This is a genomic window from Arthrobacter sp. efr-133-R2A-120 (assembly GCF_030209835.1).
GTDB lineage: Bacteria > Actinomycetota > Actinomycetes > Actinomycetales > Micrococcaceae > Arthrobacter.
The window spans coordinates 23782-49699 of the sequence record NZ_JARVRF010000061.1; the positions used below are offsets into that span (position 1 = coordinate 23782).

At 64.6% G+C, this 25918-nt stretch carries 22 protein-coding genes; 9 read left to right on the top strand and 13 right to left on the bottom strand.

The annotated features are described in order from the left end of the window. Positions 1 to 27 precede the first annotated feature (27 nt). Complete coding sequence (ggt, locus tag QRN52_RS21120) at positions 28 to 1854, bottom strand: gamma-glutamyltransferase (protein ID WP_284755586.1); 1827 nt, start codon at positions 1852 to 1854, stop codon at positions 28 to 30. Positions 1855 to 2032: 178 nt separating this feature from the next. Between ggt and QRN52_RS21125 the strand changes: the two genes are divergently transcribed. From QRN52_RS21125 to QRN52_RS21165, 9 genes are all read left to right on the top strand, one after another. Further along, positions 2033 to 3022: a LacI family DNA-binding transcriptional regulator gene (locus tag QRN52_RS21125; RefSeq protein ID WP_284755587.1), complete on the top strand. Its 990-nt coding sequence runs from the start codon at positions 2033 to 2035 to the stop codon at positions 3020 to 3022. A 2-nt stretch (positions 3023 to 3024) separates the two neighbouring features. Further along, the gene (locus QRN52_RS21130; RefSeq protein WP_284755589.1) at positions 3025 to 4005 is read left to right on the top strand and encodes a 2-hydroxyacid dehydrogenase; all 981 of its coding nucleotides are present in this window, start codon (positions 3025 to 3027) and stop codon (positions 4003 to 4005) included. Beyond that, positions 4002 to 5219: a D-mannonate dehydratase ManD gene (manD, locus tag QRN52_RS21135; RefSeq protein ID WP_284755591.1), complete on the top strand. Its 1218-nt coding sequence runs from the start codon at positions 4002 to 4004 to the stop codon at positions 5217 to 5219. The genes QRN52_RS21130 and manD overlap by 4 nt, the downstream gene beginning before the upstream one ends. 3 nt (positions 5220 to 5222) lie before the next feature. Further along, a complete protein-coding gene (locus QRN52_RS21140; RefSeq protein WP_284755593.1) occupies positions 5223 to 6746 on the top strand; it encodes a mannitol dehydrogenase family protein in 1524 nt (507 codons plus the stop codon). Then, positions 6743 to 7795, top strand: coding sequence for an NAD(P)-dependent alcohol dehydrogenase (locus tag QRN52_RS21145; protein ID WP_284755595.1), 1053 nt, complete (start codon positions 6743 to 6745; stop codon positions 7793 to 7795). The genes QRN52_RS21140 and QRN52_RS21145 overlap by 4 nt, the downstream gene beginning before the upstream one ends. A gap of 48 nt (positions 7796 to 7843) precedes the next feature. Beyond that, positions 7844 to 9217, top strand: a complete 1374-nt coding sequence (locus QRN52_RS21150; protein ID WP_284755596.1) for an MFS transporter — start codon at positions 7844 to 7846, stop codon at positions 9215 to 9217. Between the two features lie 79 nt (positions 9218 to 9296). Next, entirely contained in the window at positions 9297 to 9971 is a 675-nt protein-coding gene (locus QRN52_RS21155; RefSeq protein ID WP_284755597.1) for a bifunctional 4-hydroxy-2-oxoglutarate aldolase/2-dehydro-3-deoxy-phosphogluconate aldolase, read from the top strand. Further along, the gene (locus tag QRN52_RS21160; protein ID WP_284755599.1) at positions 9968 to 10921 is read left to right on the top strand and encodes a sugar kinase; all 954 of its coding nucleotides are present in this window, start codon (positions 9968 to 9970) and stop codon (positions 10919 to 10921) included. Before QRN52_RS21155 ends, QRN52_RS21160 begins: the two co-directional genes overlap by 4 nt. Positions 10922 to 11143: 222 nt before the next feature. Then, positions 11144 to 12433, top strand: a complete 1290-nt coding sequence (locus QRN52_RS21165) for a serine/threonine-protein kinase (protein WP_284755600.1) — start codon at positions 11144 to 11146, stop codon at positions 12431 to 12433. Positions 12434 to 12460: 27 nt separating this feature from the next. Here the strand turns inward: QRN52_RS21165 and QRN52_RS21170 are convergent, their stop codons facing one another. From QRN52_RS21170 to prcA, 12 genes are all read right to left on the bottom strand, one after another. Then, the gene (locus tag QRN52_RS21170) at positions 12461 to 12718 is read right to left on the bottom strand and encodes a DUF6458 family protein (protein ID WP_284755601.1); all 258 of its coding nucleotides are present in this window, start codon (positions 12716 to 12718) and stop codon (positions 12461 to 12463) included. Positions 12719 to 12899: 181 nt separating this feature from the next. After that, positions 12900 to 13643, bottom strand: coding sequence for a polyprenol monophosphomannose synthase (locus QRN52_RS21175; protein ID WP_284755602.1), 744 nt, complete (start codon positions 13641 to 13643; stop codon positions 12900 to 12902). Between the two features lie 436 nt (positions 13644 to 14079). Further along, a complete protein-coding gene (locus tag QRN52_RS21180) occupies positions 14080 to 15756 on the bottom strand; it encodes an amidohydrolase (protein WP_284755604.1) in 1677 nt (558 codons plus the stop codon). A 32-nt stretch (positions 15757 to 15788) separates the two neighbouring features. Further along, positions 15789 to 18686, bottom strand: coding sequence for a DEAD/DEAH box helicase (locus QRN52_RS21185; protein WP_284755605.1), 2898 nt, complete (start codon positions 18684 to 18686; stop codon positions 15789 to 15791). A gap of 24 nt (positions 18687 to 18710) precedes the next feature. Further along, a complete protein-coding gene (gene tatC, locus QRN52_RS21190; protein WP_284755645.1) occupies positions 18711 to 19505 on the bottom strand; it encodes a twin-arginine translocase subunit TatC in 795 nt (264 codons plus the stop codon). Between the two features lie 48 nt (positions 19506 to 19553). Further along, positions 19554 to 19820, bottom strand: coding sequence for a Sec-independent protein translocase subunit TatA (tatA, locus tag QRN52_RS21195; RefSeq protein WP_234749305.1), 267 nt, complete (start codon positions 19818 to 19820; stop codon positions 19554 to 19556). A 32-nt stretch (positions 19821 to 19852) separates the two neighbouring features. After that, a complete protein-coding gene (locus QRN52_RS21200) occupies positions 19853 to 20203 on the bottom strand; it encodes a hypothetical protein (protein WP_284755606.1) in 351 nt (116 codons plus the stop codon). A gap of 9 nt (positions 20204 to 20212) precedes the next feature. Then, a complete protein-coding gene (locus tag QRN52_RS21205; RefSeq protein ID WP_284755607.1) occupies positions 20213 to 22249 on the bottom strand; it encodes a helix-turn-helix transcriptional regulator in 2037 nt (678 codons plus the stop codon). A gap of 95 nt (positions 22250 to 22344) precedes the next feature. After that, positions 22345 to 22740: an FKBP-type peptidyl-prolyl cis-trans isomerase gene (locus QRN52_RS21210; RefSeq protein ID WP_059389230.1), complete on the bottom strand. Its 396-nt coding sequence runs from the start codon at positions 22738 to 22740 to the stop codon at positions 22345 to 22347. Between the two features lie 49 nt (positions 22741 to 22789). Next, positions 22790 to 23734 (bottom strand): FKBP-type peptidyl-prolyl cis-trans isomerase, encoded by a 945-nt coding sequence (locus tag QRN52_RS21215; RefSeq protein WP_284755609.1) that lies wholly within the window; start codon positions 23732 to 23734, stop codon positions 22790 to 22792. A 110-nt stretch (positions 23735 to 23844) separates the two neighbouring features. Further along, positions 23845 to 25209: a Pup--protein ligase gene (gene pafA, locus QRN52_RS21220; RefSeq protein WP_284755611.1), complete on the bottom strand. Its 1365-nt coding sequence runs from the start codon at positions 25207 to 25209 to the stop codon at positions 23845 to 23847. A gap of 1 nt (position 25210) precedes the next feature. Beyond that, positions 25211 to 25918, bottom strand: a complete 708-nt coding sequence (gene prcA, locus QRN52_RS21225; protein ID WP_284755612.1) for a proteasome subunit alpha — start codon at positions 25916 to 25918, stop codon at positions 25211 to 25213.

Consider the following 25918-nt stretch of genomic DNA (forward strand, 5'->3'; position numbering starts at 1 on the left):
AGCTTGAAGGAATTCCGCATTCATCGCTCATCGCGACGGTTTGAGAACCATCGCTGACCCTCCTCCGCGCCGCACTGGCTCTGCGGCAGCGATCATGAGCCCGCCGGGCCTGAACTCGATCGCCGTTGCCGCACCGATCTCCGCGGCCGAGGTGAAAGCATCACCCGATGGCGTGAACTGATGGCCAAACGGTGTCAATTGACTCCCATACGCCGTGATGAAGTCCGGCTCGGCCGTCACTTTGGCGGTGTTCCGTTGCGAAGCACGCGGGGCTGCGATCGCATCGGAGATGCTCATGCCCAAGTCCACCCTGTTCAGAATCGTCTGCAGCACGGTGGTGATGATGGTCGATCCACCGGGTGAACCGAGGGCGAGGAACGGCTTGCCATCCTTGAGGATGATGGTCGGGGACATCGAGGAGCGCGGGCGCTTGCCCGGCTCGATCCGGTTCGGATCAGCCGCGTTGTAGACGGTCGAGAAATCGGTCAGCTCGTTGTTGAGCAAGAAGCCCCGCCCGGGCACTACGATTCCCGATCCGCCGGTCTGCTCGATGGTAAGTGTGTACTCGACCACATTTCCCCATTTGTCCGCGACCGTCATGTTGGTCGTCGAGATGTTCTCGGTGTCCTTCTCATCGGCGAGCGCGGCAGCGGAAGCCGGGCACACGCCGTCGTACCCGGTCACATCCCCCGGTGCGACGGGCTTCGTGGCCGCGTGCAGCGGGTCGATCTGGCAGGCGCGTTCCTTGCCGAAGATCGGGTCGGTGAGCGCTTCCGTAGGAACATCGACGAAGGCCGGGTCCCCAACGTACTTTCCACGGTCGGCGAACGCGAGCGCGCTCGCCTCGAGGTAGTGATGCAGAGCGGCGGGTTTGGACATTTCCGAGAGGTTGACCGTGTCCAGGATGTTGAGCGCCTCGCCCACGGTGGTGCCCCCGCTGCTCGACGGCGCCATGCCGTAGACGTCGAGGCCGCGGTAGTCGACGTGGGTGGGCGCCTGGTCCAGGGCCTTGTAGGCGGCGAGGTCGGCTGTGGTCATGTGCCCCACGGGGACGGGAAGCGTGGTGGTGGCAGTCTTCGGCGGGGCCTGGACTGTTGCCGCGATCTCGGCGGCCAGCGGGCCTTCGTAGAAGGCGCTGATGCCCTCCTTCGCGAGGAGCCGGTAGGTCGCGGCGAGGTCGTGGTTCTGGAAGACGCTGCCGACGGCGGGTGCGTCGCCTCCTGGTAGGTACAGCTTGCTGGTGGAGCTGAACGCCGCGAAGCGGAGCTTGTTGTCGAGAGTCTGTTGGCGGAAAGTTGGGTCGACGACGAAGCCGCGGGTCGCAACCTTGATTGCCGGCTGGAGGGCATCTCCAAGGCTCAAAGTACCCCAACGGTCCAGGGCGCGCTCCCCGGTTGCCGCTGTTCCGGGGACACCGACTGAGACGCCACTAGTAACTAGCTCGGGCGTGAAGTTGTACGGCTTCCCCGTGGCGGGATCGATGAACGCGTCGTGGGGCATCGCCGCCGGCGCGGTCTCGCGCCCGTCGATGGTGCCGATCTTGCCGGTCTTCGCGTTGTAGAACACGAAGTAGCCGCCACCACCGATCCCGGCACTGTACGGTTCGGTCACGCCCAGCGTCGCGGCGGCGGCGACGGCCGCGTCGGCTGCGTTGCCGCCCTTGCGGAGGACCTCGATGACGGCAGCGGATGCTTCTGGGTCTACGGTGCTGACCGCGCCGCCGTATCCGGTGGCGGTGGCCGTCTTTTCAGTCTGGCGCGGATCGGCAAAGGCAGGGTTGGTGACGGCGCCGCTCGTCACGCTTAGCGCGAGTACTGCCGTCATGGTGGCCAGTCGAAGTTTGAGATGTGACATGGTCGCTCCTCAATTGGTGGTGCGAGGTGGGTGGGGCCACCCTACTCCGCAGCTACGCGACGCTCAACGGATCCAGGCAAGCCGGCAGTCCCAACAACCTTGTGCAAACCATTGACAAACTTGTACAAGTCTTTCCATACTTGCAGGACAAGGTTTCAACGAAGCAACTGGAGGACAGATGTCGGCAAAACTCACGGATGTCGCAAAGCTGGCGGGGGTCTCCCTGGCAACGGCGTCGAGGGCATTCGGAGACCCCGGCCGGCTGGCAGCCGAAACGCGGCAGAAGGTCATGGCCGCGGCCGAGCAGTTGGGATACGACGTGCCCGGAGTGACGGGCAGCCGGACGTTCGGCGTCATCGTCCCCGACATTTCAAATGCGGTTTTCGCCGCCCTCATCAAAGCCATCCAGGACCAGGCATGGCACGGCCGCCACCGGATGGTCCTCGCCGACACCTCCGAGTCCTCCTCGCGGGAACAGGCACATCTCGAATCCTTCGCGACGGGCGTGGATGGGATCATCCTTTGCTCGCCCCGCCTGCCTTCCGAGCAGATTCACAATCTCGCCGGTAGCGCGCCGCTGGTGGTCATCAATGGCGAGGCCGAGCACGCCGCGCGGGTGCTCATGGAAGCCGGCGAGGGAATCCGCCAAGCCGTCGAGCATCTCTATGCACTCGGCCACCGCAAGCTCGCCTATATCCCCGGACCCGCGTCGTCGTGGGCCAACGGCCAACGCCGTGCAGCGATCACCCGCTTCTGCGCCGACTGGGGCATCGAACTCGTGACCGTGGGGAACCAGAATGCAACGGTCGACGGCGGACTGGCCGCGGCGGCTTCCGTGGTCGCCAGCGGTGCCACCGCTGTTATTGCCTACAACGACCTGGTCGCCATCGGCATGCTCGCCGGCGCCCGTACCCTTGGTTACCACTGCCCGGAGGACATCAGCGTTGTCGGCATCGACGACCTCGACATTGCCGCCGCGGCAGAGCCGGGGCTCACCTCCATCCGCGTACCCATTGACCGAAGCGGCGCCCTCAGCCTTGAGCTCCTCCTGGAGCAGATGGCCGGAAAGCCGACAGCAACTGAAGCCGTGCACCTCAGTTCACAACTCATCGTGCGTGGCTCCACTTTTGCCGCGCGCACCGCAGAGCAAGCCCTCCAGGGAAAGTAACCATGAGAATCGTCATCGCAGACCCCAACCTGATGCCCCACCGCTCCACTTTCGAAACCGCGCTCCCCGAGGGCGCCCTTGCCTCCTGGCACGACAGCTGGAGCGAGCATGCGGTGCTCACCGACCTCAAAGATGCCGACGTCTACGTCGGGCCACGTTTCACCGAAGCCATGGGCTCGGCCGCGGGCAACTTGCTCCTGGTCCACGTGGGCGGTGCCGGATACGACGGTATCGACGCGTCCGCACTGCCCGCAGGGGCGGTGTGCGCGAACACCTTCCACCACGAAAGCTCCATTGCCGAACACATCGCCACGGTTTTGGTGGCCCTCCGTCGCAACCTGATCGGTCAAGACGCGGCGCTTCGGAGCGGTGTCTGGTCTTCGTCCGTTTACTCCTCCGAAATCCGCCAGCCGGAAACACTGCGCGGCGCTGTGGTGACATTCCTCGGGTTCGGGCACATCGGCGGAGCGGCATGGTCGCTCCTCAAGGCCTTCGGCGCCGAAGGCATCGCCATCACCCGCAGCGGAAGCGTCGACGCACACGCCAACTCCTTGCGGTGGGCAGGCACCACTGAACGCCTCGGCGAGGCACTGAGCGAATCGGACATTCTGGTGGTCAGCATCCCGCTAACGGAGCAAACCACCGGCATAGTGGGCGCGGCCGAACTCGACGATCTCGGCCCGGACGGGTTGCTCGTCAACATTGCCCGCGGACCGGTCGTCGACGAAACCGCCCTCTATGAAGCCCTGAAAGACCGGCGGATCGCGGGCGCTGCGATCGATGTCTGGTACCAATACCCGGGCACTGACGGCCGCGGCGATCCTTCCACCCTGCCGTTCGGCCGGCTGGACAACATCATCATGACCCCGCACTCCTCCGGCGTCACTGCAGAGACCTTCCGCAGCCGTGCGCTTGAGATCGCCGAAAACATCACCCGCCTTTCCAAAAACCAGCCGCTGAAGAATGTAGTGATTTCCCGATGACCCGAAAAATCGTCGACGTCGACGTCCTGGTAACCAGCCCCAGCCGCAACTTCGTCACCCTCAAGATCACCACCGACGACGGCATCGTCGGTTGGGGTGACGCCACGCTGAACGGCCGCGAACTCTCTGTCGCGAGCTATCTGCGCGATCACCTTGCCCCAGCCCTGCTGGGCAGGGACGCGGACCGCATCGAAGACACCTGGCAATACTTTTACAAAGGTGCATACTGGCGCCGCGGGCCGGTGACCATGGCCGCGATCGGCGCCATCGACCTCGCCCTCTGGGACATCAAAGGCAAGGCCCTCGGGGTTCCGGTCTACCAACTCCTGGGCGGCGCGGCCCGCGACAAGATCCTCACGTACACGCACGCCACCGGCTGGGACCTTCCGGAGTTGCTGGACTCGATAGACCAACGCCGCGAGCAGGGCTTCCGCGCCGTCCGTGCCCAGTCCGGCGTCCCCGGCCTCGACAAGGTTTATGGCGTCACCAAGGGTGCCGCGAGTTATGAACCGGCCGGACGCGGTGCCGGTCCAGTCGAAGAAGACTGGGACACCTCTGCCTACCTGCGCCACGCCCCGAAGATCCTCTCCGCAGTCCGTGAGCACGTCGGTCCCGAGCTGAAGCTCCTCCACGACGTCCACCACCGGCTCAACCCCACCGAAGCCGCCCGCTTGGCCCGCTCTTTGGAAGACGTGGACCTGTTCTGGCTCGAGGACGCCACACCTGCCGAGAACCAGCGGCTGTTGCGCACGCTGCGCCAGCAGACCACCATTCCGCTGGCGATCGGCGAAGTCTTCAACACCGTCTGGGACACCGAGTTGCTCATCACTGAACGGCTCATCGACTACATCCGCACCGCCGTCGTGCATGCCGGAGGCATCTCCCACGTCCGCAAGATCCTGGCTCTCGCCGAGGTCTACCAGATCAAGGGCGCACCCCACGGCCCGTCCGACGTCTCCCCCATCAACCTCTCGGCATCGCTGCACCTGGGCCTGGCCACCAGCAACTTCGCCATCCAGGAGTACATGGGCTACGACCCCTTGGTCTCGGAAGTCTTCCAATCGAGCTTCCGCTTCGAAGACGGCTACCTGCACCCAGGTGACGAGCCCGGCCTGGGCGTCCAGGTGGACGAAGCAGCCGCAGCCCGCTTCCCGTACACGCAGGCTTACCTGCCCATCGCGCGGGAGCTCGACGGCTCCATGAAGGACTGGTGAAACATGGCCACGTCAATCCTGCCGCCGCTGAGCGCGGAAACGCCCGGAATCCTTCGGCGAAGCGTCGCCCCTGCTCCCGGCATCGTGCACCTCGGCTTCGGAAACTTCCACCGCGCACACCAGGCCGTGTACACGGAAGGCGCCATAGCCGCCCACGGCGGTGACTGGGGGATCATCGGAATTTCCAGCCGTTCCTCAGCCATCACCGATGCCATGCACGCCCAGGACATGCTCTACACCGTGGTGGAAATCTCGCCCGAGGGATCGAAGTTCTCGACCCCGCGCGTGCACACGGACGCCTTCGTCGCGGCACGGGAACCGGAGCGCGTCGTGGCCGTCATCGGTGCCGAGACCACGCGCATAGTGTCACTGACGGTTACGGAAAACGGCTACACCTACAGTCCGGCAACGGGCTCGCTGAACGTTGCCGACCCTGACGTCCAGCACGATCTCGCCAACGGCCCTGCGCCCCGCACCCCGATCGGGCAGATCGTCCGCGGGCTTCAGCAGCGGGCACGAACCCACGGCAAACCAGTGACGGTCCTCAGTTGCGACAACCTCGCGGACAACGGGCACCACACCCAACGGCTCGTCCGCGAATTTGCCTCATTGCTCCCGGCCGGCGAGGCCGCCGAGACGCTGCGATGGATCGACGCCAACGTCACCTTCCCGTCATCCATGGTGGACCGGATCGTGCCCGCCACGACGGACCACTACCGTGGCCTCGTCGCCGAACAACTCGGCTACGCGGACCAGATCCCCGTCCCGGCCGAACCCTTCACGATGTGGATCCTGGAGGACAACTTCATAGCCGGCCGCCCTGCGTGGGAGGCCGGAGGCGCGATCTTCACGGACGACGTCGCAGCCTATGAGCAGCTCAAGGTCAGGCTCTTGAACGGCACCCATTCCCTGATCGCGTACCTCGGGGCCCTGTCCGGTGCAGCCACCATTCCGGACGCGACGGGCATCGACTACATCGAAGCCGCCGCCCGCCGGGTCCTCCGCGACGAGTACCTGCCGAGCGTCACTGTGCCCGGAGCCGTCGACGTCGAGGCCTACGAGGAGCAACTTTTCTCGCGGTGGCGCAACTCGGCATTGGGGCACCGGACCAGCCAGGTAGGCAGCGACGGCTCCGTCAAGCTTCGCCAGCGGATCCCGATTCCCGCCTTGGAAATGCTCGACGCCGGCGCCATGCCCCACTACCTTGCCCTCACCGTCGCCGCGTATCTCTCATGCATCGCGCCGCTTCAGGGATTCGAACCCGGCAACCATGCCAAGGAGATGCAAGACCCCGCCCGCGGGACACTCCAGGAGCTCGCAAAGGGATCAGGCTCCGGGCGGGAGCTCGCCGCAAAGGTGCTCGGCGAGCACCATCTTCTCGGTGACGAACTCTCGACCCGTGAAAGCTTCATCCGGCGCACCGGCGAGTTCATCGACATCATCCACCGGCAAGGCCCCCTCGCCGCCGCAAACGCGGCGGCCGAGCCACCTTCACTTCTTCCCGCACAGACCCGGAGCATCCGATGACCACCCAAACTGTCCGCCGCACTGACGGATCCTCCCTGCCGCTGGCCACGGAAGCCGCCGTGCTCCACGGCGCAGGAGATCTCCGTATTGAAGAGAAACCCCTGAAGACCCTGGGGCCGAACGATGTCCTGGTAGAAATGCGCTCCGGCGGAATCTGCGGCTCGGACATGCACTACTTCGCTGACGGCCGCAACGGCACCAATGTCCTCCACCAGCCCACTGCCCTCGGCCACGAGGGAGCCGGCGTCGTCATCGCATGCGGTGAAGCAGCCGGCATTGCCGCGGGCACCGCCGTCGTGATTGAACCGGCGCTCCCGTGCCGGGACTGCCCAACGTGCCTCTCCAGACGCTACAACCTGTGCCCCACGGGGACGTGCTTCGGTTCCCCGCCCACGGACGGGGTGTTCGCCCGCCACGTGGTGGTGCCCGAAGCCGCCCTCCACGAACTCCCGGCCAACATCCCGGCCGAGATCGGGGCAGCGATCGAGCCCCTCGCCGTCGCCGTCTGGGCGGTTGAACGCGCCCAAGTCCAAGCCGGGCACCGGGTGCTGATCACGGGCGCCGGACCGATCGGGCTGCTCGTGGCCCAAGTGGCGGCATCCCGCGGCGCGTCGGAGATCATCGTGACCGACGTCAACGACGATCGCCTCGCTGTCGCCGCCCGGTTCGGCGCCACCCGGACCATCAACACCTCGGTCACCGCTTTGGATCTGAAAGACATGGATCGCCTGATCGAATGCTCAGGCAACACCCGCGCGCTGGCCGACGGCATCTACACCCTCGCGCCGGCAGCCCGGGCCACCGTGGTCGGCCAAGCCCGCCCCACGGTCGACGGGATCCCGCTCGGTTTCCTCCAACGTTTTGAAATCGACCTGGTGACCGCGTTCCGTTACGCCAACGCGTTCCCGACGGCGATCCAGCTCGCCTCCTCCGGGGTGGCGGACCTTCGCTCCATCATCACCGCCACATATCCCCTCGCCAACGCGGCGGCCGCACTTACCGCCCCCGTGACAGACCCCACCAACCTCAAAGTCCTCATCACCTACTGACTCGGCCCACGTACGGGCCAGCGGACATCCATTCAAAGGAGTATGGAAATGACCACAGCAGCAAACCTCCCGCCCACGCCGGTGGACCAAAGCAAGGTCCGGAAAGCCGCCGTCGCCGGGCTCATCGGCACCACACTGGAACTCTACGATTTCGTCATCTACGGCACCGCGTCGGCACTCGTCTTCAGCAAGTTGTTCTTCCCGAACATTTCGCCCGCCGCAGCGCTGCTGGCAAGTTTCAGCACCTTCGCCGTCGGATTCCTGTTCCGCCCGCTCGGCGGAATCTTCTTCTCCCACTTCGGTGATCGCCTCGGCCGCAAGTGGGTCCTGGTGGTCACCTTGCTGCTCATGGGCGGGGCGACGCTGGCGATCGGGCTCCTGCCGACCTTCGGCCAGATCGGCCTCTTTGCGCCGGTGCTGCTGTGTCTCTGCCGCGCTGCCCAGGGCTTCGGCGCCGGTGCTGAACAATCAGGCGGCGCAACACTGCTCACGGAGTCCGCAGCCCCTGGAACCCGGGGCAAGCTGGCCTCGCTGATCATGGTTGGCGCGGCCGCAGGAACGGCGCTCGGCGCACTCGTGTGGATCGCGGCGCAGTCCTTGGCACCCAACGACATGCTCACGTGGGGTTGGAGGCTCGTCTTCCTCTCCAGCATCTTCGTGACCATCGCAGCGCTGGTCATCCGGCGCAAGCTGGACGAATCACCGGTCTTCGAAGAGATCAAGCAGGCCCGCACGGAACCCCCGGCACCCCTGCGGGAAGTTGCCAAGTACGGCAAGGCCAACGTCCTGCGCGTCATCCTGATGAACCTCGGAGTCAGCACGCAGTCCTACACCATCCAGGTGTTCATGGCCTCGTACCTTATCACCGTGATTGGAACGGACCCGAAGTTCATTCCCCCCGTGCTCCTCATCGGTTCGCTCTGCGGCGGCGTCGCGGCCGTCTCCTTCGGAATCCTGTCCGACAAGATCGGGCGCCGGCGCGTCGTCTCACTTATCACCGGGGCACTCATCCTGTTCCCCGCCCCAGCGTTCCTGCTGCTGACCACCGGCTCGCCGGTAGCCATCGTGTTGGTGATTGTGGTCGGCTTCGTCCTGGCATGCCAGGGCGTGGTCGGCGTGCACATGAGCTACTTCCCGGAGATCTTCGGCAGCCGCTACCGTTACGCGGGTGTCACCTTGGGCCGCGAGTTCTCTTCCATCATCGGCGGAGGCATCGCTCCCATGATCTGCGCTGCCCTGCTGGGCATGTTTAGCAACTCATGGATTCCTGTGGCGATCTACATGTCGGCGACCATGCTGATCAGCTTCATCGCCACCCGCATGTCACCGGAAACCCTGAACCGCGACCTCACGGACCCCGAGGACGCCGCCCACAGCAAAAGCGGGATTGTCCCGGTGACCTCCGAAGCGCAGCACGCCTAGTAGCACCCGAAGGGCCTCGACGGCGGCAAGTGCCGCCGTCGGGAGACCCCGCCAGCCAACCACAGCACGAAGGACATCCATGTTCCATCTCGAAACCCCGGACACCGTCTCCCGTCCGGCGCCATCCGCCATCCTCCGCGACACCAGGGTCGTGGCAGTGCTGCGGGCCAAGCATGCAAAGGACTACAGCCCCGTCATCGAAGCCCTTCGGGACGGCGGTGTGCTCAGTATTGAGTTGACCTTGAGCACGCCGGGGGTGTTCGAGGAGCTTCCGCTGTTGCTGGACCGCTTCGGTGATGCCGTGGAAATCGGCGTCGGCACGGTGACCACTCCTGCCGAAGCCGAAACGGCGCTCGACCTGGGCGCCGCATACATCGTCACGCCCATCACCGAACCGGACGTCATCACCGCCTGCGCTCGACGCGGCGTGCCCGTCTTTCCCGGCGGGCTCACCCCCACCGAGCTCCACACTGGTTGGAAGCTGGGCGCCACCGCCGTCAAACTCTTCCCCGCCTCTACGGTCGGGCCCGGCTACATATCGCAAGTCCGCGGGCCGTTCCCTGACATCCAAGTGGTCCCCTCAGGCGGCGTCAATATCGAAGACGTACCTGCATGGATTCGCGCAGGCGCATTGGCGGTGAGCCTCGGAGGGCCGCTCCTCGGCGATGTCTTCAAGGGCGGGAGCCTGCCGGAGTTGACCACGCGGGCGCGGCGGGTCCGCAAGCTCGTTGATGAGGCACGTGAATCCCTATGAGTCATGGAACATACGTCGTCACCCTTGGCGAAACCATGGCGCTCATGGCTTCGGACAAGGCCGGCCCGCTGGCCCATGCGTCCACCTTGAGCCTTGGCATCGGAGGTTCTGAATCGAACGTGGCCATTGGCCTGCAACGCTTGGGTGTCCAGGCTGTCTGGTGCGGCCGGATCGGGGCGGATTCGCTCGGCCAGCTTGTGGAGCGGGAGATCCGCGCCGAGGGCGTCGTCGTCCACGTGACGGTGGACGACGACGCGCCCACCGGCCTGATGATCAAGGAACGCCGGACCCCGACAGCCCAGAAGGTTGCGTACTATCGCTCCGGCAGTGCGGGTTCCCGGATTGCGCCCGACGACGTCGACGAACGGCTGATTGCGGGGGCGGCGTTGCTCCATGTCAGCGGGATCACCCCGGCACTCTCTCCGCAGGCCGCTTCCACCCTTCACTACGCTATCGCCGCGGCCAAAGCAGCCGGCGTTCCGGTCTCTTTCGACCTGAATTACCGCAGCAAGCTCTGGGACGCCGGGACCGCCGGACGCGCCTACCGCGAGATTATCGCGCATGTCGACATCGTTTTCGCGGGCCTTGAGGAGGCCGAAGTCGCGATCGGGACAGCCCGCGACGCCGAAGAGGCCGCCCGATGCATCGCTGCCATGGGTCCGAGCCAAGTGGTTATCAAGCTGGGTGCAGATGGCGCCTTGGCATTCATCGACGGCCAACTCTTCAGACAGGAGGCGATGGCAATCGACGTCCTCGATACCGTGGGCGCCGGCGACGCGTTCGTGGCCGGATACCTCGCCGAATTCGTAGAGGGCCTGGGCGCGGAGGAACGTCTTCGGACAGCAGTGAGCACGGGGGCTTTTGTGTGCCTTGTGCCCGGCGACTGGGAGGGGCTCCCCCGGCGCGATGAGCTGCGACTCCTCGGCAACGGTGAACCGGTCAGTCGATGAGCACATCGTGACAACCGTTCCCGGGACCATGGCGCGGCTTGGCTGAGACAGTGGAGCAGCGCGTGGCCGTCATTTCGACAACCCTCGACCTGGCCCGCCAGGCCGAACCGTAACTTTCCCTTCGTCCGGGACGATTACCGCAGAGGGGACGAATGTCCACGTCCCGGCAAGGGGGCCTAGACTGTACGGGCTCCGTCGGTTCAAAGAATGCGAGGTGAAACCGTGCCGGATGGCCCTATCACTGGGGACAGCGAGGCTCTTGTTGCGGGTAGGTACAGGCTGGGAACGCTGATCGGCCGCGGCGCGACCGCGTCGGTGTACCGGGCGCAGGACGAGAGGCTAGGCCGCGACGTGGCGCTAAAGCTCTTTGCTCCCCTGCTCAGCGGGCCGGACGAGCTCGCCCGGCATGAAAACGAGATGCGGCTCCTTGCGACATTCAACCATCCGTCGCTCGTGACTCTCTTCGACGCCGGTACCGACCATCGGGACCCGGAGCATGCCCGGACATTCCTCACTATGGAACTGATTCACGGTCCTGACCTGTACGCCAGATTGCGGGACCGACCGCTGACCACCCGGGACGTAGCCCACATAGGAGCGGATCTGGCGTCTGCCCTGGAATACATCCATGGGCGCGGGATCATCCACCGCGATATCAAACCCGCGAATGTCCTCCTGGCCGATTCCCCCGTAGGATCCCCCATCCGGCCTAAGCTCACCGACTTCGGAATCGCCCGCATCATCGAGGGAACGCGCCTCACCGCAACAGGCACGATGGTGGGAACCGCCGCATACCTGAGCCCGGAACAGGCCACCGGCTCTGCCCTCGGACCGGCCAGCGACATCTACTCCCTCGGACTCCTGCTCCTCGAATGCCTGACCGGAAAGCTCGAATACCCGGGAACCAGCGTGGAGTCGGCCGTTGCCAGGCTCCACCGCCCACCCCGTGTGCCGCAGGCCCTTGGGACGCGGTGGGTTGACCTCCTGACCGCCATGACATCGACTGAGCCCTCTGCGCGTCCCGGCGCACTGGAGGTTGAGCAAGCACTCCGGGATGCCTTCAGTTCCGGCGTCCCCGCGGCGACGCCCGTTGCCCCGAACGGAGCGACGCAGAGCCTTCCCCGTATGCCCGATCGCCCGCCCCGCACAGCAAAGGCAACTATCCAGATGCGGGTGCAGCCCGCGGCAGCGCCAGGCGAAAACGCGGGCGATGGCGCCGCGATCGGTCCGGCCGTAGGAAACAGGCGCGAATGGCGAGGGAAGCACGTAAGCCGCGCGCGCAGACTTGCGTGGGCTGTCGGCGCGGCACTTCTCACCACCGCCCTGGTGATCGTTGGTGTGAGCGCCTTCCAGCCGCCTGCTCCCGCCGCCCCGGCCCCGTCCGTCTCGGCAACGCCCACGCCCAGCGCCTCAACGCCAACGCCGTCACCGAGCATTGAGCCATCGACGCCGGTTCCCGTAGCACCGGCCCCAGGGCACCGCAAGGGCAACGGCAAGGGTAATGGCGGCTAAGAACGGTCCCGACGGCAACGACGGTTGCTAGAGTCCGCTATCGCGGCTGTCCCTCGTCACGATTCGTTCCCCGGTTGCCGGGTCTACAGTGGCGCGGCTTTCGGTGATTCGACGGGTCCGGCGCGGGCCGAACACAACGAGGGAAACGATCAGGCCGATGACGCCAGCGACCATAAGGATGTAGCCGACCATGTGGAGGTCGATGAATGACACGACGTCTCCGGGGATGGCGAAGGCCAGAATAGCGCCGATGGCAATAAGGAAGATGGATGATCCGATACCCACTGCTGTACCTCCTGCTGAACCGCGGACCCGGCGGTGGCGGGTAATACTAAGCTTGCTTGGCATCGCCTAAGCTACACGCCGGCGCCCCATCCGGCAACCACATCCCAAATAGCGCCGAGCTGCAGAAATGGCCGGGTCCGCACTCTTTTCAGAGCGCGGACCCGGCCATTGCCTGTTTGGCCTACTTTGAGACCGGAGTCTTCTTCCCAGTCAACGCGGCCCAACGGGAGGCCAGCCCCCACTTGGTGACGTTGATCATGGCCTCAACAACAATGTTGCCGCTCATCTTGGAGGCCCCGAGCTCGCGCTCCACGAAGGTGATGGGGCGTTCAACAATCTTCAGGCCGAGCTTGGCGACCCGCCATGCCAAGTCCACCTGGAAGCCGTAGCCAACCGATTCGACTTGGTCCAGCTTGAGCGCCTCAAGGGTGCTGCGGCGGAACGCACGGTAGCCGCCGGTGATGTCTTTGATCTTCAAGCCAAGCATGAGCCGGGCATAGGTGCTGCCCGTGCGTGAAATCGCCTGGCGGTAGAGGGGCCAGTTCACCGTGCCGCCACCCGGAACCCAGCGTGAGCCCATGGCGAGGTCGGCGCCATCGTTGATCGCGTCCAGCAGCAACGGCAGTTGCTCTGGCTGGTGCGAACCATCGGCGTCCATCTCAACGAGGACGTCATAACCTGCGGCCATACCCCACTTGAATCCGGCAATATACGCGGCCCCGAGGCCTTCCTTGCCCTTGCGGTGCAGGACATGGACCTGGCTGTCCTCGGCGGCGATGCTGTCGGCGAGCTGTCCCGTGCCGTCAGGGCTGTTGTCATCGACAACCAGGACGTCGGAGGCGGGCACAGCCGCGCGCAGCCGTCCGAGGGTCTTGGGTAGCGATTCCAGCTCGTTGTACGTGGGGATGATCGTCAGGACACGCAAGAAGAGGCCTTTCCTTGATGGAGCGGTCAGTGGGCCGGAGCAGCAGCGTGGCTGGCATTCAGGCGCAACTCTCCATTATAGGACGACAACTTGACGCACCCGGGCCACTTGTGGCTTCCGCCACACAAGTCGCGCGTGGCCGCGGGCAGGTCCACAAGCCCAGGTCCAGTGCCGGCCCGCGTGTTGAACTCGAGGCCGAACCGTTTTCTGCAGCACCGTGGACCTGCCCACTACGAGTGCCGCGGTCTTGGAAAACGGGTCCGTTGACTGTTTTTGGCAGCGGACCCCACCGCGGCCAGACAACCAGGTGTTCCCTGTGGAAGCCTGTTGACCCTAAATGCTACGGACTTCACAAATCCTGTCAAGCGCCGCCTGAGCTGGGGCTTTGTTCATACACGCAGGTCAGGGGCCCTCAGGACCAGCAAACGATCTGCAACTATGACCGCAAAGTTTCACTCGCGAAGATCTCCTGGCCTTCGCGCACGGTCAGCAGGCAAGCGGGATCGCTGCCGCTGTCCAGCGCGGGGAGGAGGGGCGTTCGTGCGCGTGGATCAGTGGACCAGGACTGGACGCGGTCGTCGGCAACTTGCACCATCAGTTCCTCGACTTCCCACACCGCAAAACTTGCCGGGGCCCCGGGGACCAATTGCCCCATGAGTGGATTGCGCTCTTTGCTGGCCCGCCAACCGGCCCGGGTGTGTCCGAGGAACGCTGCCCGCGCCGAGATGCGTTGATCCGGATTGCTGTGTTCCAAGCATGCCCGCACGCTGGACCAGGGGCGCAACGGGGTGACAGGGCTATCGCTTCCGAAGCACACCGGCACGCCCTTGGAGTAATACGACGCGAAGGGGTTCATGGCCAGGCTTCGCTCCCCCAGGCGCTGCTCATACAGTTTCCCTGGCCCGCCCCAGGCGGCATCGAAGGCGGGCTGTGCGCTCACCGTAATCGAATACTTCGCCAGCCGGGCGAGATCGCCGGCGTCCGCCATTTCCACGTGTTCGAGCCGGTGCGCAGCGGCACGTACCCTCTGCTCACCCACTTCCGACGCGGCACGGTCCAAGGCATCGAGCGCCGTCTTGAGTCCCGCGTCGCCAATGACGTGGAAGCCTGCCTGGATGCCGAGCGCCGAACACGCGGCAAAGTGGCCGGCGGCTTCGTCGACGGAGAGGTACAGGCTTCCGCGGTGGCCCGGCGCGTCGGCGTAGTCTGCGCTAATCACGGCCGTTCGCGATCCGATGGAACCGTCGATGTTCAAATCACCGGCCAGGCCAAGGACGGGAACGCCCAAGCCTACCAGGATGGCAGAGGCGTGCTCGGCCGAGGTGGCCAGTTCGCCCCAATAGGGAAGGATTCCGGGGACGCCCGCCAGGCCCTCATTCCACGATGCGGAGTTCCACGACACGGACATCCGGAGGTCTTCGACACTGCAAATGTGCGGTGCCGCCATTTCGGCCAAGGCGACATAGCCGTTGGCGGCGGCCTCGCGGAGGGCCAGTTCCTGGTATCGGCGGCGTTCGGCGTCGGGGAACTGCCTGGCAGCCAGCCGGGCAGCAGTGTGGGCGGCCCTCAGGACGTGCGCTGAACCGTCGTACCCGTCGATGCCATCCAGGCCGGCCGCGGACGCCAAGGAGGATGAGGCAAGGGCCGAGTGCGCATCCACGCGCGCCAGGTACACCTTGCGCCCGCCGGCGGCGCGGTCGAGCTCCTCGGGCGTGGGGAGCGTCCTTTCGTGCCACACGGACTCGTCCCAACCGTGGCCAAGCACTGTGGCGGTAGTGCCGAGAGCCTTGGCGGCCAGGGCGACGGCGTCGAGCAGTTCCCGTGCGGAGTGGACCCCGGCCAGTTGGAGGGAATCCGAAGCAATTCCGGTCTCCGTGAGGTGCATGTGCGAGTCCACGAAACCGGGCGCCAGCAAGGCCCCCCCGAGATCGATGACCTCCATCGAAGAATCGGCGATCGAGGTAGCTGCCTGCTCCGAACCAACCCAGGCGACAGTGTCGCCGTCAACCAGCATTGCGGTCGCGAAGGGATCGGCGGCCGTGTAGACGGAGCCGTTCCGGTACATCGTGACCTTGCGGGGACGGGTATCGGCGGGCACGCCTGGATGGGTCATGGAAATGCTCCTTGCTGGGAATCAGTGGTGGGTCAGGAGACGTTGGAATACGCGACGACGCCGCGGCGGACCAAGTCGATCGCCTCGCGGCACATCTTGGTCTGGCGCCGTTCGAGCCCTGGAATCTTGGCCATCTGGTCCAACAGGTCGATCACTTGCTTCGCCCAGCGCACAAAGTCGCCCGCAGCGAGGTCGGTGCCGCTGAGAACCTCTTGAAGATGGCGGCCCTTGGCCCATTTGAAGATGGGCCACACGAGTCCCAGTTCCGGCTCAGCGGTCAACGGCAGCCTGTTCTTGTCCTCGACGTCCTCCAGCGCAGACCACTCACGCACCACGATGTCCACGGATGTTTCGAGGGATACGGACGGCATTTTGGGCCGCAGGCCGCGATCGTCGCGCTTGGCTTGGTAGACCATCGTGCTGGCCAGCGCGGCCAGCTCGGCGGCGTCGAGGTCCTTGATGGCCCCTTGCCGTATGGATTGCGAGATCAGCAGGTCTTTTTCGCCGTAGATGCGGCGCAGGCGCTGGCCGTCCGCGCTGATGGTGACATGGCCGGCGTCGGACGTCTGGAGGTAACCGTAGGCGGCGAGGACATCGCAGACGCGGTCAAATGTCTTCGCGATCGTATTGGTACGGCCCTGGATCTGCCGCACGAGCCCATCGGTTTCATGGCGCAGTTTCCACCAGCGCTCGGCCCAACGGGCATGGTCCTCGCGCTCGCTGCAGCCGTGGCAAGGATGGGCGCGCAGTGCCCGGCGGAGGTCCGCGATCTTCTTTTCCTGGTCCGGCATGTAACGTGCCCGGCCGAAGTCCTCGCTCCGGTTCGTGCCGCGGGCCGGCGGACGTCCCTCGCGCACGGCGTTCCGCATGGCGGATGCCAGATCACGACGGGATTTGGGCAGCTTCGCGTTGAACGACTTGGGAATCCGGATCCAGGACACAGGAGCAACCGGCCCCTCGACTTCGTGGGCACCGATCCTGTGCAGCTGGTTGTCTTCCGTCAGGACAGCGGGCCGCGGTTCACGCGAGTTGGGATCGGCGTTGAGCACGACGGCGTAACCCGGCGTGCGTCCGCCGGGAACCTTGACGATGTCGCCGGGCATGAGCCGGGCCAAGGAGTCCACGGTCAGCGATTTGCGGGCCCGCGAGGTGCTGCGTGAGGCAAACTGCTCGGCCTCGCCAAGGTCCCGCCGGAGTTTGGCGTACTCGGTGAAGTCGCCCAGGTGGCACTTCATGGATTCCGCATAGCCGGCCAGCGACTCTTCGCGGCTTCGAACCTGCCGGGCCAGGCCCACCACGGAGCGGTCCGCCTGGAACTGGGCGAACGACGATTCAAGGATTTGCCGTGCCCGTGGCCGGCCGAACTGGGCAATCAAGTTGATGCTCATGTTGTACGTGGGACGGAAGCTCGAGTTGAGCGGATAGGTGCGCCGCGAAGCGAGGCCGGCGACGGCGGCGGGATCAGTACCCGGTTGCCACAGGACCACGGCGTGGCCTTCGACATCGATTCCACGCCTTCCGGCACGCCCGGTCAACTGGGTGTACTCCCCCGCGGTGATGTTGACATGTGCTTCGCCGTTGAACTTGTCGAGCTTCTCCAGGACAACGCAGCGGGCTGGCATGTTGACGCCCAGCGCGAGGGTCTCCGTGGCAAAAACGGCCTTCACCAGGCCATCGGCGAAGAGCGTCTCCACGACTTCCTTGAAGGTCGGCAGCAAACCGGCGTGGTGTGCGGCGAGCCCGCGGAGCAGTCCGTCACGCCAGCTCCAGAATCCCAGGACATCGAGGTCGTCGGCGGGAATCTCGCGGCTGGCCTCATCGACCCGGGACGCGATGATCTGTTGCTCGCGCTCCGTTGTGAGCCACAGCCCGGCGGCGGCACACTGGGCGACTGCCCCGTCACAGCCGGCACGGGAGAAGATGAAGGTAATGGCCGGTAGCAGTCCTTGGCGGTCCAGGCTCGCAATGATCTGGGGCCGGCTGGCCTTGCGCACCGGACTGCGCTGCTCCCCGGCAGTGTTGTCGCGCTGGCGGTCCTGCCGGCGGCGGCTGCGTCCGCCATGGCCAAAGCGGCCACGGAAGTTCATCTGGCTTTCCGCCCGGGCCATGGACAATAGTTCCGGGTTGACCTCGAATTCCCGCTGCAGGGGATTCCGCTCAGGCTCGCGCACTACTTCCGGCGCGGGCGCTTCGCCGTCTGGCGCCTCCGGAGCGATCTCGTCAAAGCTGGTATCCCCCGCAAAGAGATCGACGATCTCACGCCCTACCATGACGTGCTGCCACAAGGGGACGGGACGGTGTTCGGAGACTATGACGTCCGTGTGTCCGCGCACTGTGTCAAGCCACGCGCCGAACTCTTCCGCGTTGGACACCGTGGCGCTGAGGGAAACCACTTGCACCTCGCTGGGCAGGTGGATGATCACTTCTTCCCAGACTGCGCCGCGGAAGCGGTCTGCCAGGTAGTGCACCTCATCCATCACCACGTAGCCAAGGTCCCCCAGGGTGTCCGAGTCCGCGTACAGCATGTTCCTGAGAACCTCAGTGGTCATCACCACAATCGGAGCTTCGCCGTTGATGGTGGTGTCACCAGTCAGCAGTCCCACGCTTGAGGCACCGTACTTCGCCGAGAGCTCGGAGAATTTCTGGTTGCTCAGTGCTTTGATGGGCGTCGTATAGAACGCCTTGAGCCCGCGTTCGAGCGCAAGGTAGATAGCGAACTCGCCCACGATTGTCTTCCCGGCCCCGGTGGGCGCCGCCACCAGCACTCCTTTGCCTTCCTGGAGCGAACGGCACGCGTCACGCTGGAAAGCGTCAAGTTCGAACTCCAGCGACTGGGCAAAGGTGCCTAGATAGGTTTTCGACTCAGCACTCCGCTGCGCTGCGGCTTGAAAGGCTTCTGAGGGCGAAAGGGCCCCTGAATTGGAGGACATGCTTCAAGCCTAGTGGCCGTGAGACTACAGATTCTCCAGATCGGAGGCAGGTGTGGCGACGTCGGCAGTGGCTTCCGTCTCAGCGGTGATCTTCGACTGTTGGCGCGCACGCCGTTTGTCGTTCAGCATGCAGAGCCCGATCGCGGCAAAGAACAAGGCAAGGAGGGGACCGGCGAGCATGAACATCGACAGCGCGTCCGCACCGGGCGCGGCAACGGCCGCCAGGACAAACACGAGGAAGACCGTGATGCGCCAAGCCTTGAGGATGGTCCTGCCGCTCAAGACACCTGCCATGTTGACGCCCACCAACACCACCGGTACCAGGAACGCAATGCCGAGGAAAAGAAGCATGTGCGTGGCGAACGTCAGGTACTGGGATGCGTCGATGTTGTTGGCACCGTTTTGCGGTGTGAACTGCAGCAGCGCGCGCACGACGTTTGGAATGACCGTCCATGCGACATATACGCCAGCCAGGAACAACGGCACCGCGGCGGCCATGTACCCGAGCGTGTAGCGGCGCTCCTTCTTGGTCAGGCCGGGCGTGATGAAGGCCCAGACCTGGTAGATCCAGACGGGGCTGGAGAGCACCAGGCCGATCTGGATGGCTATACGGAGCTTGAAGTCGAAGGGATCCCCCACGCTCGCGAAGTTCAGGACCGCGGTCCGTTTGGTCTCCTGGGCGATCTTGACCAACGGATCCGACAGGCTGTTAACCACCGGCTCATAGAGGAACCACCCTGCCACGGCGCCGAGGAGAACGCCGATGGCAGACTTGATCAGCCGGTTCTTAAGCTCCTTCAGGTGGTCTAGGAGCGCCATCCGCCCTTCGGGGTTGGCTTTGCGGCCCGTCTTCGTTGCCACTACTGCTTAGCTACGGTTTGCGGGCGGAACGTCAGTGTCGTTGCCGCTCTTGTTCGCTTCGGGGTGGTTGACCACTTTGCCTTCAACGGGGTCCGTGTCGTCCTTGGCCGCCGGCTTGCCGTCGTTCTTCATTTCCTTGACTTCGGATCTGATGATGCGCATCGACTGGCCGAGGCTACGGGCCATTGCGGGCAGCTTGGGTGCCGCAAACAGCAGCAGGGCCACGATGATGATAATGACAATTGGCCAAGGGCCATCAAATAGTCGTCCCACGGGAAGTCCTTTCGTTGGAATACATCCTACGTCTAACTGAATTCGATGTCGTGCAGAGACTGGGGTTGGCCCCGTTCTGCTTTGCGCTTAACGCGCTTTTGGCGACGCACTTCCTGGCGGGAGGCCTTGGCCGTCACGTAATCATGACGCATCTCTTCCGGTGAGGCAAAAACAGCCGCACCGAACACTTTCACTGAAGCCCCGCCGTCGTCGTCGGCGCGTTCAGGAAGGTACGTGCGGTGCCCTAGCCGCTCCCCTGCGGCACTCAATTCATGCACCGTGGCCATGAACTTCCGGAAAAGGCGTATGCCCAGCAGGACGTAGCAGAGCAGCGAGACCGCAACGAGAGCGACCCACAGAAGGATCCAGGACCACCAAGGCATTTGAGTAGTCTAACCAGCCTTCACAGTTTGTATCGGGTCCGCTTGCTTGTACTGCCGGAGGGCCGCTGCCACCCACGCTGCAGAAGCGTCCGCCAGCTCGGAGGGTTGCAAAATGCGGGCCGCACCACCGTGCTGCGCAACGAACATCGGCAACCAGTCAGCATTTCCGAACCGGACCTCGGCGAGCAAGCCGCCGTCAGGGAGCACAGCCGTCCGCTCAGCATAATAGTCATCCGCCAGCCCGGCGCCTTGCCGGGTCAATTGGAGGACGACAACCACGTCGTCGTCGTTGGGCGTGTACAGCTTCACCGGAACGCCTTGCTCAGTCCCGGCGCCCTCGGAAACCAGACGGCCGTTGGGCACGATCTCCTCGATGCGGTCCAGGCGGAAGTTTCGCAGTCCGGCTTTGCTGTGGCAGTACGCCTCGAAATACCAGGTGTTGTCCAGTGAATACAGCCGGAAGGGGTCGACGTCCCGCTCGGAAACAGAGTCGTGCTGCTGTGACAAGTAGCGAAGCCGCAATTGATGCCCCGACTGAATCGCGCGGGTGATGGTGTCGAAGGCCCCGGCGTCGGCCGGGGTGACGGGTGGGCCGGCGACGGCCGCTGCCAAACGGCCGGCCTCCCCCGCCGCGCCGGTGAGCTTCAGGGTCACGGACTCCAAGGCTCCGCTTTGCTCGTCCTCGGACATGCCGGCCTGGGCGGGAAGCCCGCCCAGGGTGGCCAAGCCCGTCAGCAGGGCGCAAGCCTCGTCCACGCTGAAGCGGATGGGCCGGTTGAGTTCGAGGTGCTCGCGGATGTAGACGTGCTCGTTTTCCCAATCGATATCAAACAAGTCGTCCGGATACCCTTCGGGGCGGCCGGAGCAAATCAGTATCGTCAGATCGTCCACCAGTTCGTTGCGGGTGACACCGAAGCGGTCCGCGACTTCCTGGATGGGAAGGCCCTGGTTATGGACAAGGAAAGGGACCAATTGCAGCATGCGGTTGAGCTGGTCTTCCGAGGTCCGCTTGCGGGCCCGCGGCGCAGGTCCGGCGTTCGGGAAGTGGATATCGACAGCGGGGCTTGAGGCGAACGCGGCGGCAGCTTCAAGGCGGCGGATCACGGCGCCGCGCAGCTCGGGAGGTCCAGCCACGCGGACGTGGGGACCATAAGAGGCCAGTTCTTCGGCGAGCAGCTCGCTGTCCCGGAACGGCACGGAGAGGCGGTCAATGCCCGGCCGGGAGCCGCTGGTGGCGGCGGCCCCTGTGACATCCACCGCACGCTTCCGAAGACCCAGCAAACGGCCTTCGGCCACGTCGAGATGGGCCTCTTGCAAGGGAAGTTCACTGAGGCCATCCAATTCGGCGCGGGTATCAAACCCTGGCGGTATCTCGCAGTGCTGACCGGCCTCAACATGGACATCGCTCGTCATCCGGGACAGCCGGAAAAAGCGTTTCGCCTTCCGGCCCCGGTCGAATCCCACTAGGTACCACTGGCCGAAGCGGCTCCCGAGGCCCCAAGGCTCTACCAGGCGGCGTTCGTCCTTTCCGGTGCTGGCGGCACGGTAGCCGAAACTCACCGGGTGCTGGCCGTTCATGGCCGCGATGATGTCGTCAAAGGCCTGGCCGGCGGGCTTGATGCGCGGCTGGACACCGGCAGGGAGTTCGACGTCGGCAAGGTCGCCGGAAGCCTGCAGCTTCCGTAGCGCGCTTGCAGCGGCCGAGCCAAGGGCCGCGCGTTCCCACAGCTGCGCAGCCAGGAGCAACACCGTGCCCTCCGCCGGGGTCAGTTGCACATACGGCAGGCGATTGGATTCCTTGCCGATGCGATAGCGGGCCGACGCGGGATCGTCCGAGCCGAACCCGTGGTCGAAGAGCGTTTCGATGTCGAAGCCAAACTGCTTCAGGTCCGATTTGTCGCGTTCAAACATGCGTCCGAACGCGACGTCGCTGGCGCCGGCGTCATGGTAGACCTTCTCCCTGAGAACGGCCCGGGACAGCCCGTATTTCGTGTTCAGGAGGGCGATCAGCAGGTTCAGGAGTCGTTCGGTACGTGATGCGGACACGATTGCAACGTTACTAAATTCCTCCGGCAAAGGCGGAAGGCGCGTCTGCGGCCGGATTTCTCCGGCTGCGGACGCGCCTTCCTATGCTGCGAAACCTAGCGGACCGCCACGAGGTCCACTACGAAGATCAGGGCTTCGTTGGGCTTGATAGCCCCGCCCGCGCCTCGGGAGCCGTACGCAAGTTCGGAAGGGATCTCGAGGCGACGGCGGCCGCCGACCTTCATGCCAAGCAGTCCCTGGTCCCAACCCTGGATGACCTGGCCGACGCCCACGCGGAAGTCCAGCGGCGCGCCGCGGCCCCAGGATGCGTCGAACTCTTCGCCGGTGGACCAGGCAACGCCAACGTAGTGGGTGGAGACGGTGTCACCGGCCTGAGCCTCGGCGCCGTCACCAACGATGATGTCCTTGATAACGAGTTCCGTGGGGACGTCGCCCTCTGGGAAGTCGATCTCGGGCTTCGTGCGGTCGTAATCACGCTGACCAAATGACATGGGTACTCCTCAATTTGATAGGGACAGTGTTGTGGAAGTTTGCGGAAGGTTACTGGGCGCCGAGGATGTCCACGACGAAGACCAGATCGCCCGTAGGCTGGCCCTGGGCTGCGGCGGTGTCGCCATATGCGAGGCTCTTGGGGATCACCAGGAGGACACGGGAGCCGACTGTCTTGCCCGCAAGGCCTTGCGTCCAGCCCTTGATGACGCCGTTCAGCGCGAAGCTGGCGGTCTGGCCCTTGTCGTAGCTGGAGTCGAACTTCTTGCCATCAGCCAAGGTGACGCCGACGTAGTTGACCGTCAGGGTGTCTGTTTCCTTGACGACTGCGCCCTTGCCCTTGATGAGGTCCTGGGAAACGAGGGCCTGCGGGGCCTTTGCGCCGTCAACGGAAATCTGCGGAATTCCCTTGTCATCGACCTTGACCGTGGGGAGGCCGGCGGGCGGAGTGACGGTATCGCCCTCCGGCTTGTCCAGGGGCTTGACTGCGTCCTTGACGCCGGTGATCTTGAAGACCACGAGCTGGGATGACGTAGCCGCTGCTTCAGCCGACGCCGCGGTTCCGGGGACGGCGAAAGCGATGTCAGCGCCCACCTTCGCACCGACCAGAGCGTTGTAAAGCACAGCGCTGCCGGTCTTGAGCTGGTCGTTCAGTTCGACGGGCTGGGACCCGGTCGGGAAAGTGTCCTCGAGGGTCTTGCCATCCTTGCCATCCACGGCAATGTAGGTGATCTGCGCCACCTGACCGGCTTTCACCTTGTCGCCGGTGCCGTCGCTGACCATCTTGATGGTCGGCTGCGTTACGTCCAACGGCTTGTTGAATTCCAGGCCGGGCGCCTTCTTGTCTCCATTGTCGGAGACCTTGAGGGAATCCAGCTTGGCGACATCGCCGGCGGACTGACTGGTGGGCTCCGGGGTTGCTGTTGTTGCCGGACTTCCGCCGCAGGCGGTGAGCAGCAAGAGGCCAGGGATAAGAATTGCTAGTAGACGTCGCACAAATTGAACTTTCGTCGGGGCAAAAGGAGGGCATGGCCGGGCCAGGCTCGGCCATGCGCGTAGCGGCCTGTTAAAAGGCCAACCTCCAGAATAGCTGGTGAAGCTGGGAGTCAGCTCATCGAGTCCAGGAGGGCATCCACTCTTTCGTCGACGCTGCGGAAAGGATCCTTGCACAAAATCGTCTGGTGCGCGCGGTCGTTCAACTTCAAATGGACCCAGTCCACCGTGTAGTCGCGGCCGAGTTCCTGGGCGCGCCGGACGAAGTCGCCACGGAGTTTTGCCCGGGTGGTCTGCGGCGGTGCATCCACGGCATCCTTGATGTCCGTGTCGGCGACGAGGCGCCGTGCCGCACCGCGTGACTGGAGCAGGAAGAAGAGCCCGCGCTTGCGCGAGATGTCGTGATAAGTCAGGTCCAGTTGCGCGATCCTCGAGGAATCGAGGCCGATTCCATGGCGACGCATGTATCCATCCATCAACTTCTTCTTGATGGCCCAATCCACTTCCGTGTCTATTCCGCTGATGTCGCCGCTATCGATCGCGTCCAGCGTCCTCTCCCAAAGGTCCAAGATGAGGGGTACGTGCGGATTGTGTGCTCCGTTTGATGCTACAAAGGCGCTGACTTTTGCAAGGTACTCGCGCTGGATGTCCAAGGCCGTCAGTTGCCTGCCGTTGGCCAGTCGCACCAGGGCTTTACCGCTCAGGTCGTGGGAGATTTCCCGGATACTGCGGATGGGGTTCTCCATGCGCATGTCCCGCATGATCGCTCCAGCCTCAATCATGCGGAGGAGCAGATCCACCGTTCCCACCTTCAACAGGGCGGTGGTCTCGGACATGTTGGAATCGCCCACGATCACATGCAGACGGCGGAAGAACTCGGCATCGGCGTGCGGCTCGTCACGGGTGTTGATGATCGGGCGGGACCTCGTCGTCGCTGAAGACACGCCTTCCCAGATGTGGTCGGCACGTTGGGAGAACGCGAAGGTGGCACCGTGGGGTGTTTTCAGGACCTTGCCCGCACCGGCGATCAGCTGCCGAGTGACGAGGAAAGGAATGAGGATCTCGGCGAGCCGCGAGAACTCACCCCGCCGGGGAATCAGGTAGTTTTCGTGGCTGCCGTAGGAATTGCCGGCGGAATCGGTGTTGTTCTTGAACAGGTAGACCGTTCCGTTGAATCCCTCGGCCGCAAGCCGCGCCTGCGCTTCATCAACGAGGTCATCGAGAATGAGCTCCCCGGCCCGGTCGTGGGCGATCAGCTGCGCGAGGTCGTCGCATTCCGCGGTGGCGTACTCCGGGTGCGAACCGACATCCAGGTACAGGCGCGAACCATTCGTGAGGAAGACGTTGGAGGAACGGCCCCAGCTCACTACTTTGCGAAACAGGTACCTGGCGACTTCCTCGGGGGCCAAGGGCCGCGAGTCCGGGCTCGAATACGAAATACCGAACTCGGTTTCAATCCCGAATATCCTTTTGTCCATCTCAGGCCTCCCCTGCCAGCAGCTGCGTGATTTCTTCCGCCCGGAGCCGACGGAAGGCCCGCCGGGATCCGCGCCCGCTTTCCGGACTTCGGTCCAGCACTGCGGCCTCGACGGCGGTGCCGGGCAGGGCGTCCACTTCCTTGTCCGTGGCAAGCGCCTTGACGGCCAGGCGCAGTGCGCCGGCCAGGTTGAGGTCAGCCTTCCAACCGTGGGCCACAGTCTCGGCTACTTGCTCTGCCAAGCCGCCCATCACCACAAAACCGTTCTCGTCGGCAATCGAGCCGTCGAAGGTCAGGCGATAAAGATGGTCATCGCCCTGCGTGTGCCCCACCTCGGCCACCGCAAGCTCGACTTCGAACGGCTTTTGTTCCGCCGTGAAGACGGCGCCAAGGCTCTGCGCGTAGACGCTCGCGAGCCCGCGGGCCGTGACGTCCTCGCGATCGTACGAATAGCCGCGGACGTCGGCGTAGCGGACACCCGCTTGCCGAAGACTCTCGAACTCGTTGTACTTGCCCACGGCGGCGAAGGCGATCTTGTCGTAGATCTCGCCGATCTTATGGAGCGACGGCGAAGGGTTTTCCGCCACCAACGCGATCCCGTCGGCGCAACTGATCACGACGACGGAACGGCCACGGGCGATGCCCTTCCGCGCGAAGTCCGCGCGGTCCTTCATCAGCTGCTCGGGCGAAACATAAAACTGCTGGGTCAT

What these genes read in the sequence shown, in the direction of transcription:
- QRN52_RS21210 (WP_059389230.1), bottom strand. Translation starts at nt 22,740, where the DNA reads ATGTCATTTGGTCAGCGTGATTACGACCGCACGAAGCCCGAGATCGAC.
- QRN52_RS21150 (WP_284755596.1), top strand. Translation starts at nt 7,844, where the DNA reads ATGACCACAGCAGCAAACCTCCCGCCCACGCCGGTGGACCAAAGCAAG.
- pafA (WP_284755611.1), bottom strand. Translation starts at nt 25,209, where the DNA reads ATGGACAAAAGGATATTCGGGATTGAAACCGAGTTCGGTATTTCGTAT.
- tatC (WP_284755645.1), bottom strand. Translation starts at nt 19,505, where the DNA reads ATGGCGCTCCTAGACCACCTGAAGGAGCTTAAGAACCGGCTGATCAAG.
- QRN52_RS21160 (WP_284755599.1), top strand. Translation starts at nt 9,968, where the DNA reads ATGAGTCATGGAACATACGTCGTCACCCTTGGCGAAACCATGGCGCTC.
- QRN52_RS21185 (WP_284755605.1), bottom strand. Translation starts at nt 18,686, where the DNA reads ATGTCCTCCAATTCAGGGGCCCTTTCGCCCTCAGAAGCCTTTCAAGCC.
- QRN52_RS21180 (WP_284755604.1), bottom strand. Translation starts at nt 15,756, where the DNA reads ATGACCCATCCAGGCGTGCCCGCCGATACCCGTCCCCGCAAGGTCACG.
- QRN52_RS21125 (WP_284755587.1), top strand. Translation starts at nt 2,033, where the DNA reads ATGTCGGCAAAACTCACGGATGTCGCAAAGCTGGCGGGGGTCTCCCTG.
- QRN52_RS21155 (WP_284755597.1), top strand. Translation starts at nt 9,297, where the DNA reads ATGTTCCATCTCGAAACCCCGGACACCGTCTCCCGTCCGGCGCCATCC.
- ggt (WP_284755586.1), bottom strand. Translation starts at nt 1,854, where the DNA reads ATGTCACATCTCAAACTTCGACTGGCCACCATGACGGCAGTACTCGCG.
- QRN52_RS21200 (WP_284755606.1), bottom strand. Translation starts at nt 20,203, where the DNA reads ATGCCTTGGTGGTCCTGGATCCTTCTGTGGGTCGCTCTCGTTGCGGTC.
- QRN52_RS21130 (WP_284755589.1), top strand. Translation starts at nt 3,025, where the DNA reads ATGAGAATCGTCATCGCAGACCCCAACCTGATGCCCCACCGCTCCACT.
- QRN52_RS21140 (WP_284755593.1), top strand. Translation starts at nt 5,223, where the DNA reads ATGGCCACGTCAATCCTGCCGCCGCTGAGCGCGGAAACGCCCGGAATC.
- manD (WP_284755591.1), top strand. Translation starts at nt 4,002, where the DNA reads ATGACCCGAAAAATCGTCGACGTCGACGTCCTGGTAACCAGCCCCAGC.
- prcA (WP_284755612.1), bottom strand. Translation starts at nt 25,918, where the DNA reads ATGACCCAGCAGTTTTATGTTTCGCCCGAGCAGCTGATGAAGGACCGC.
- QRN52_RS21145 (WP_284755595.1), top strand. Translation starts at nt 6,743, where the DNA reads ATGACCACCCAAACTGTCCGCCGCACTGACGGATCCTCCCTGCCGCTG.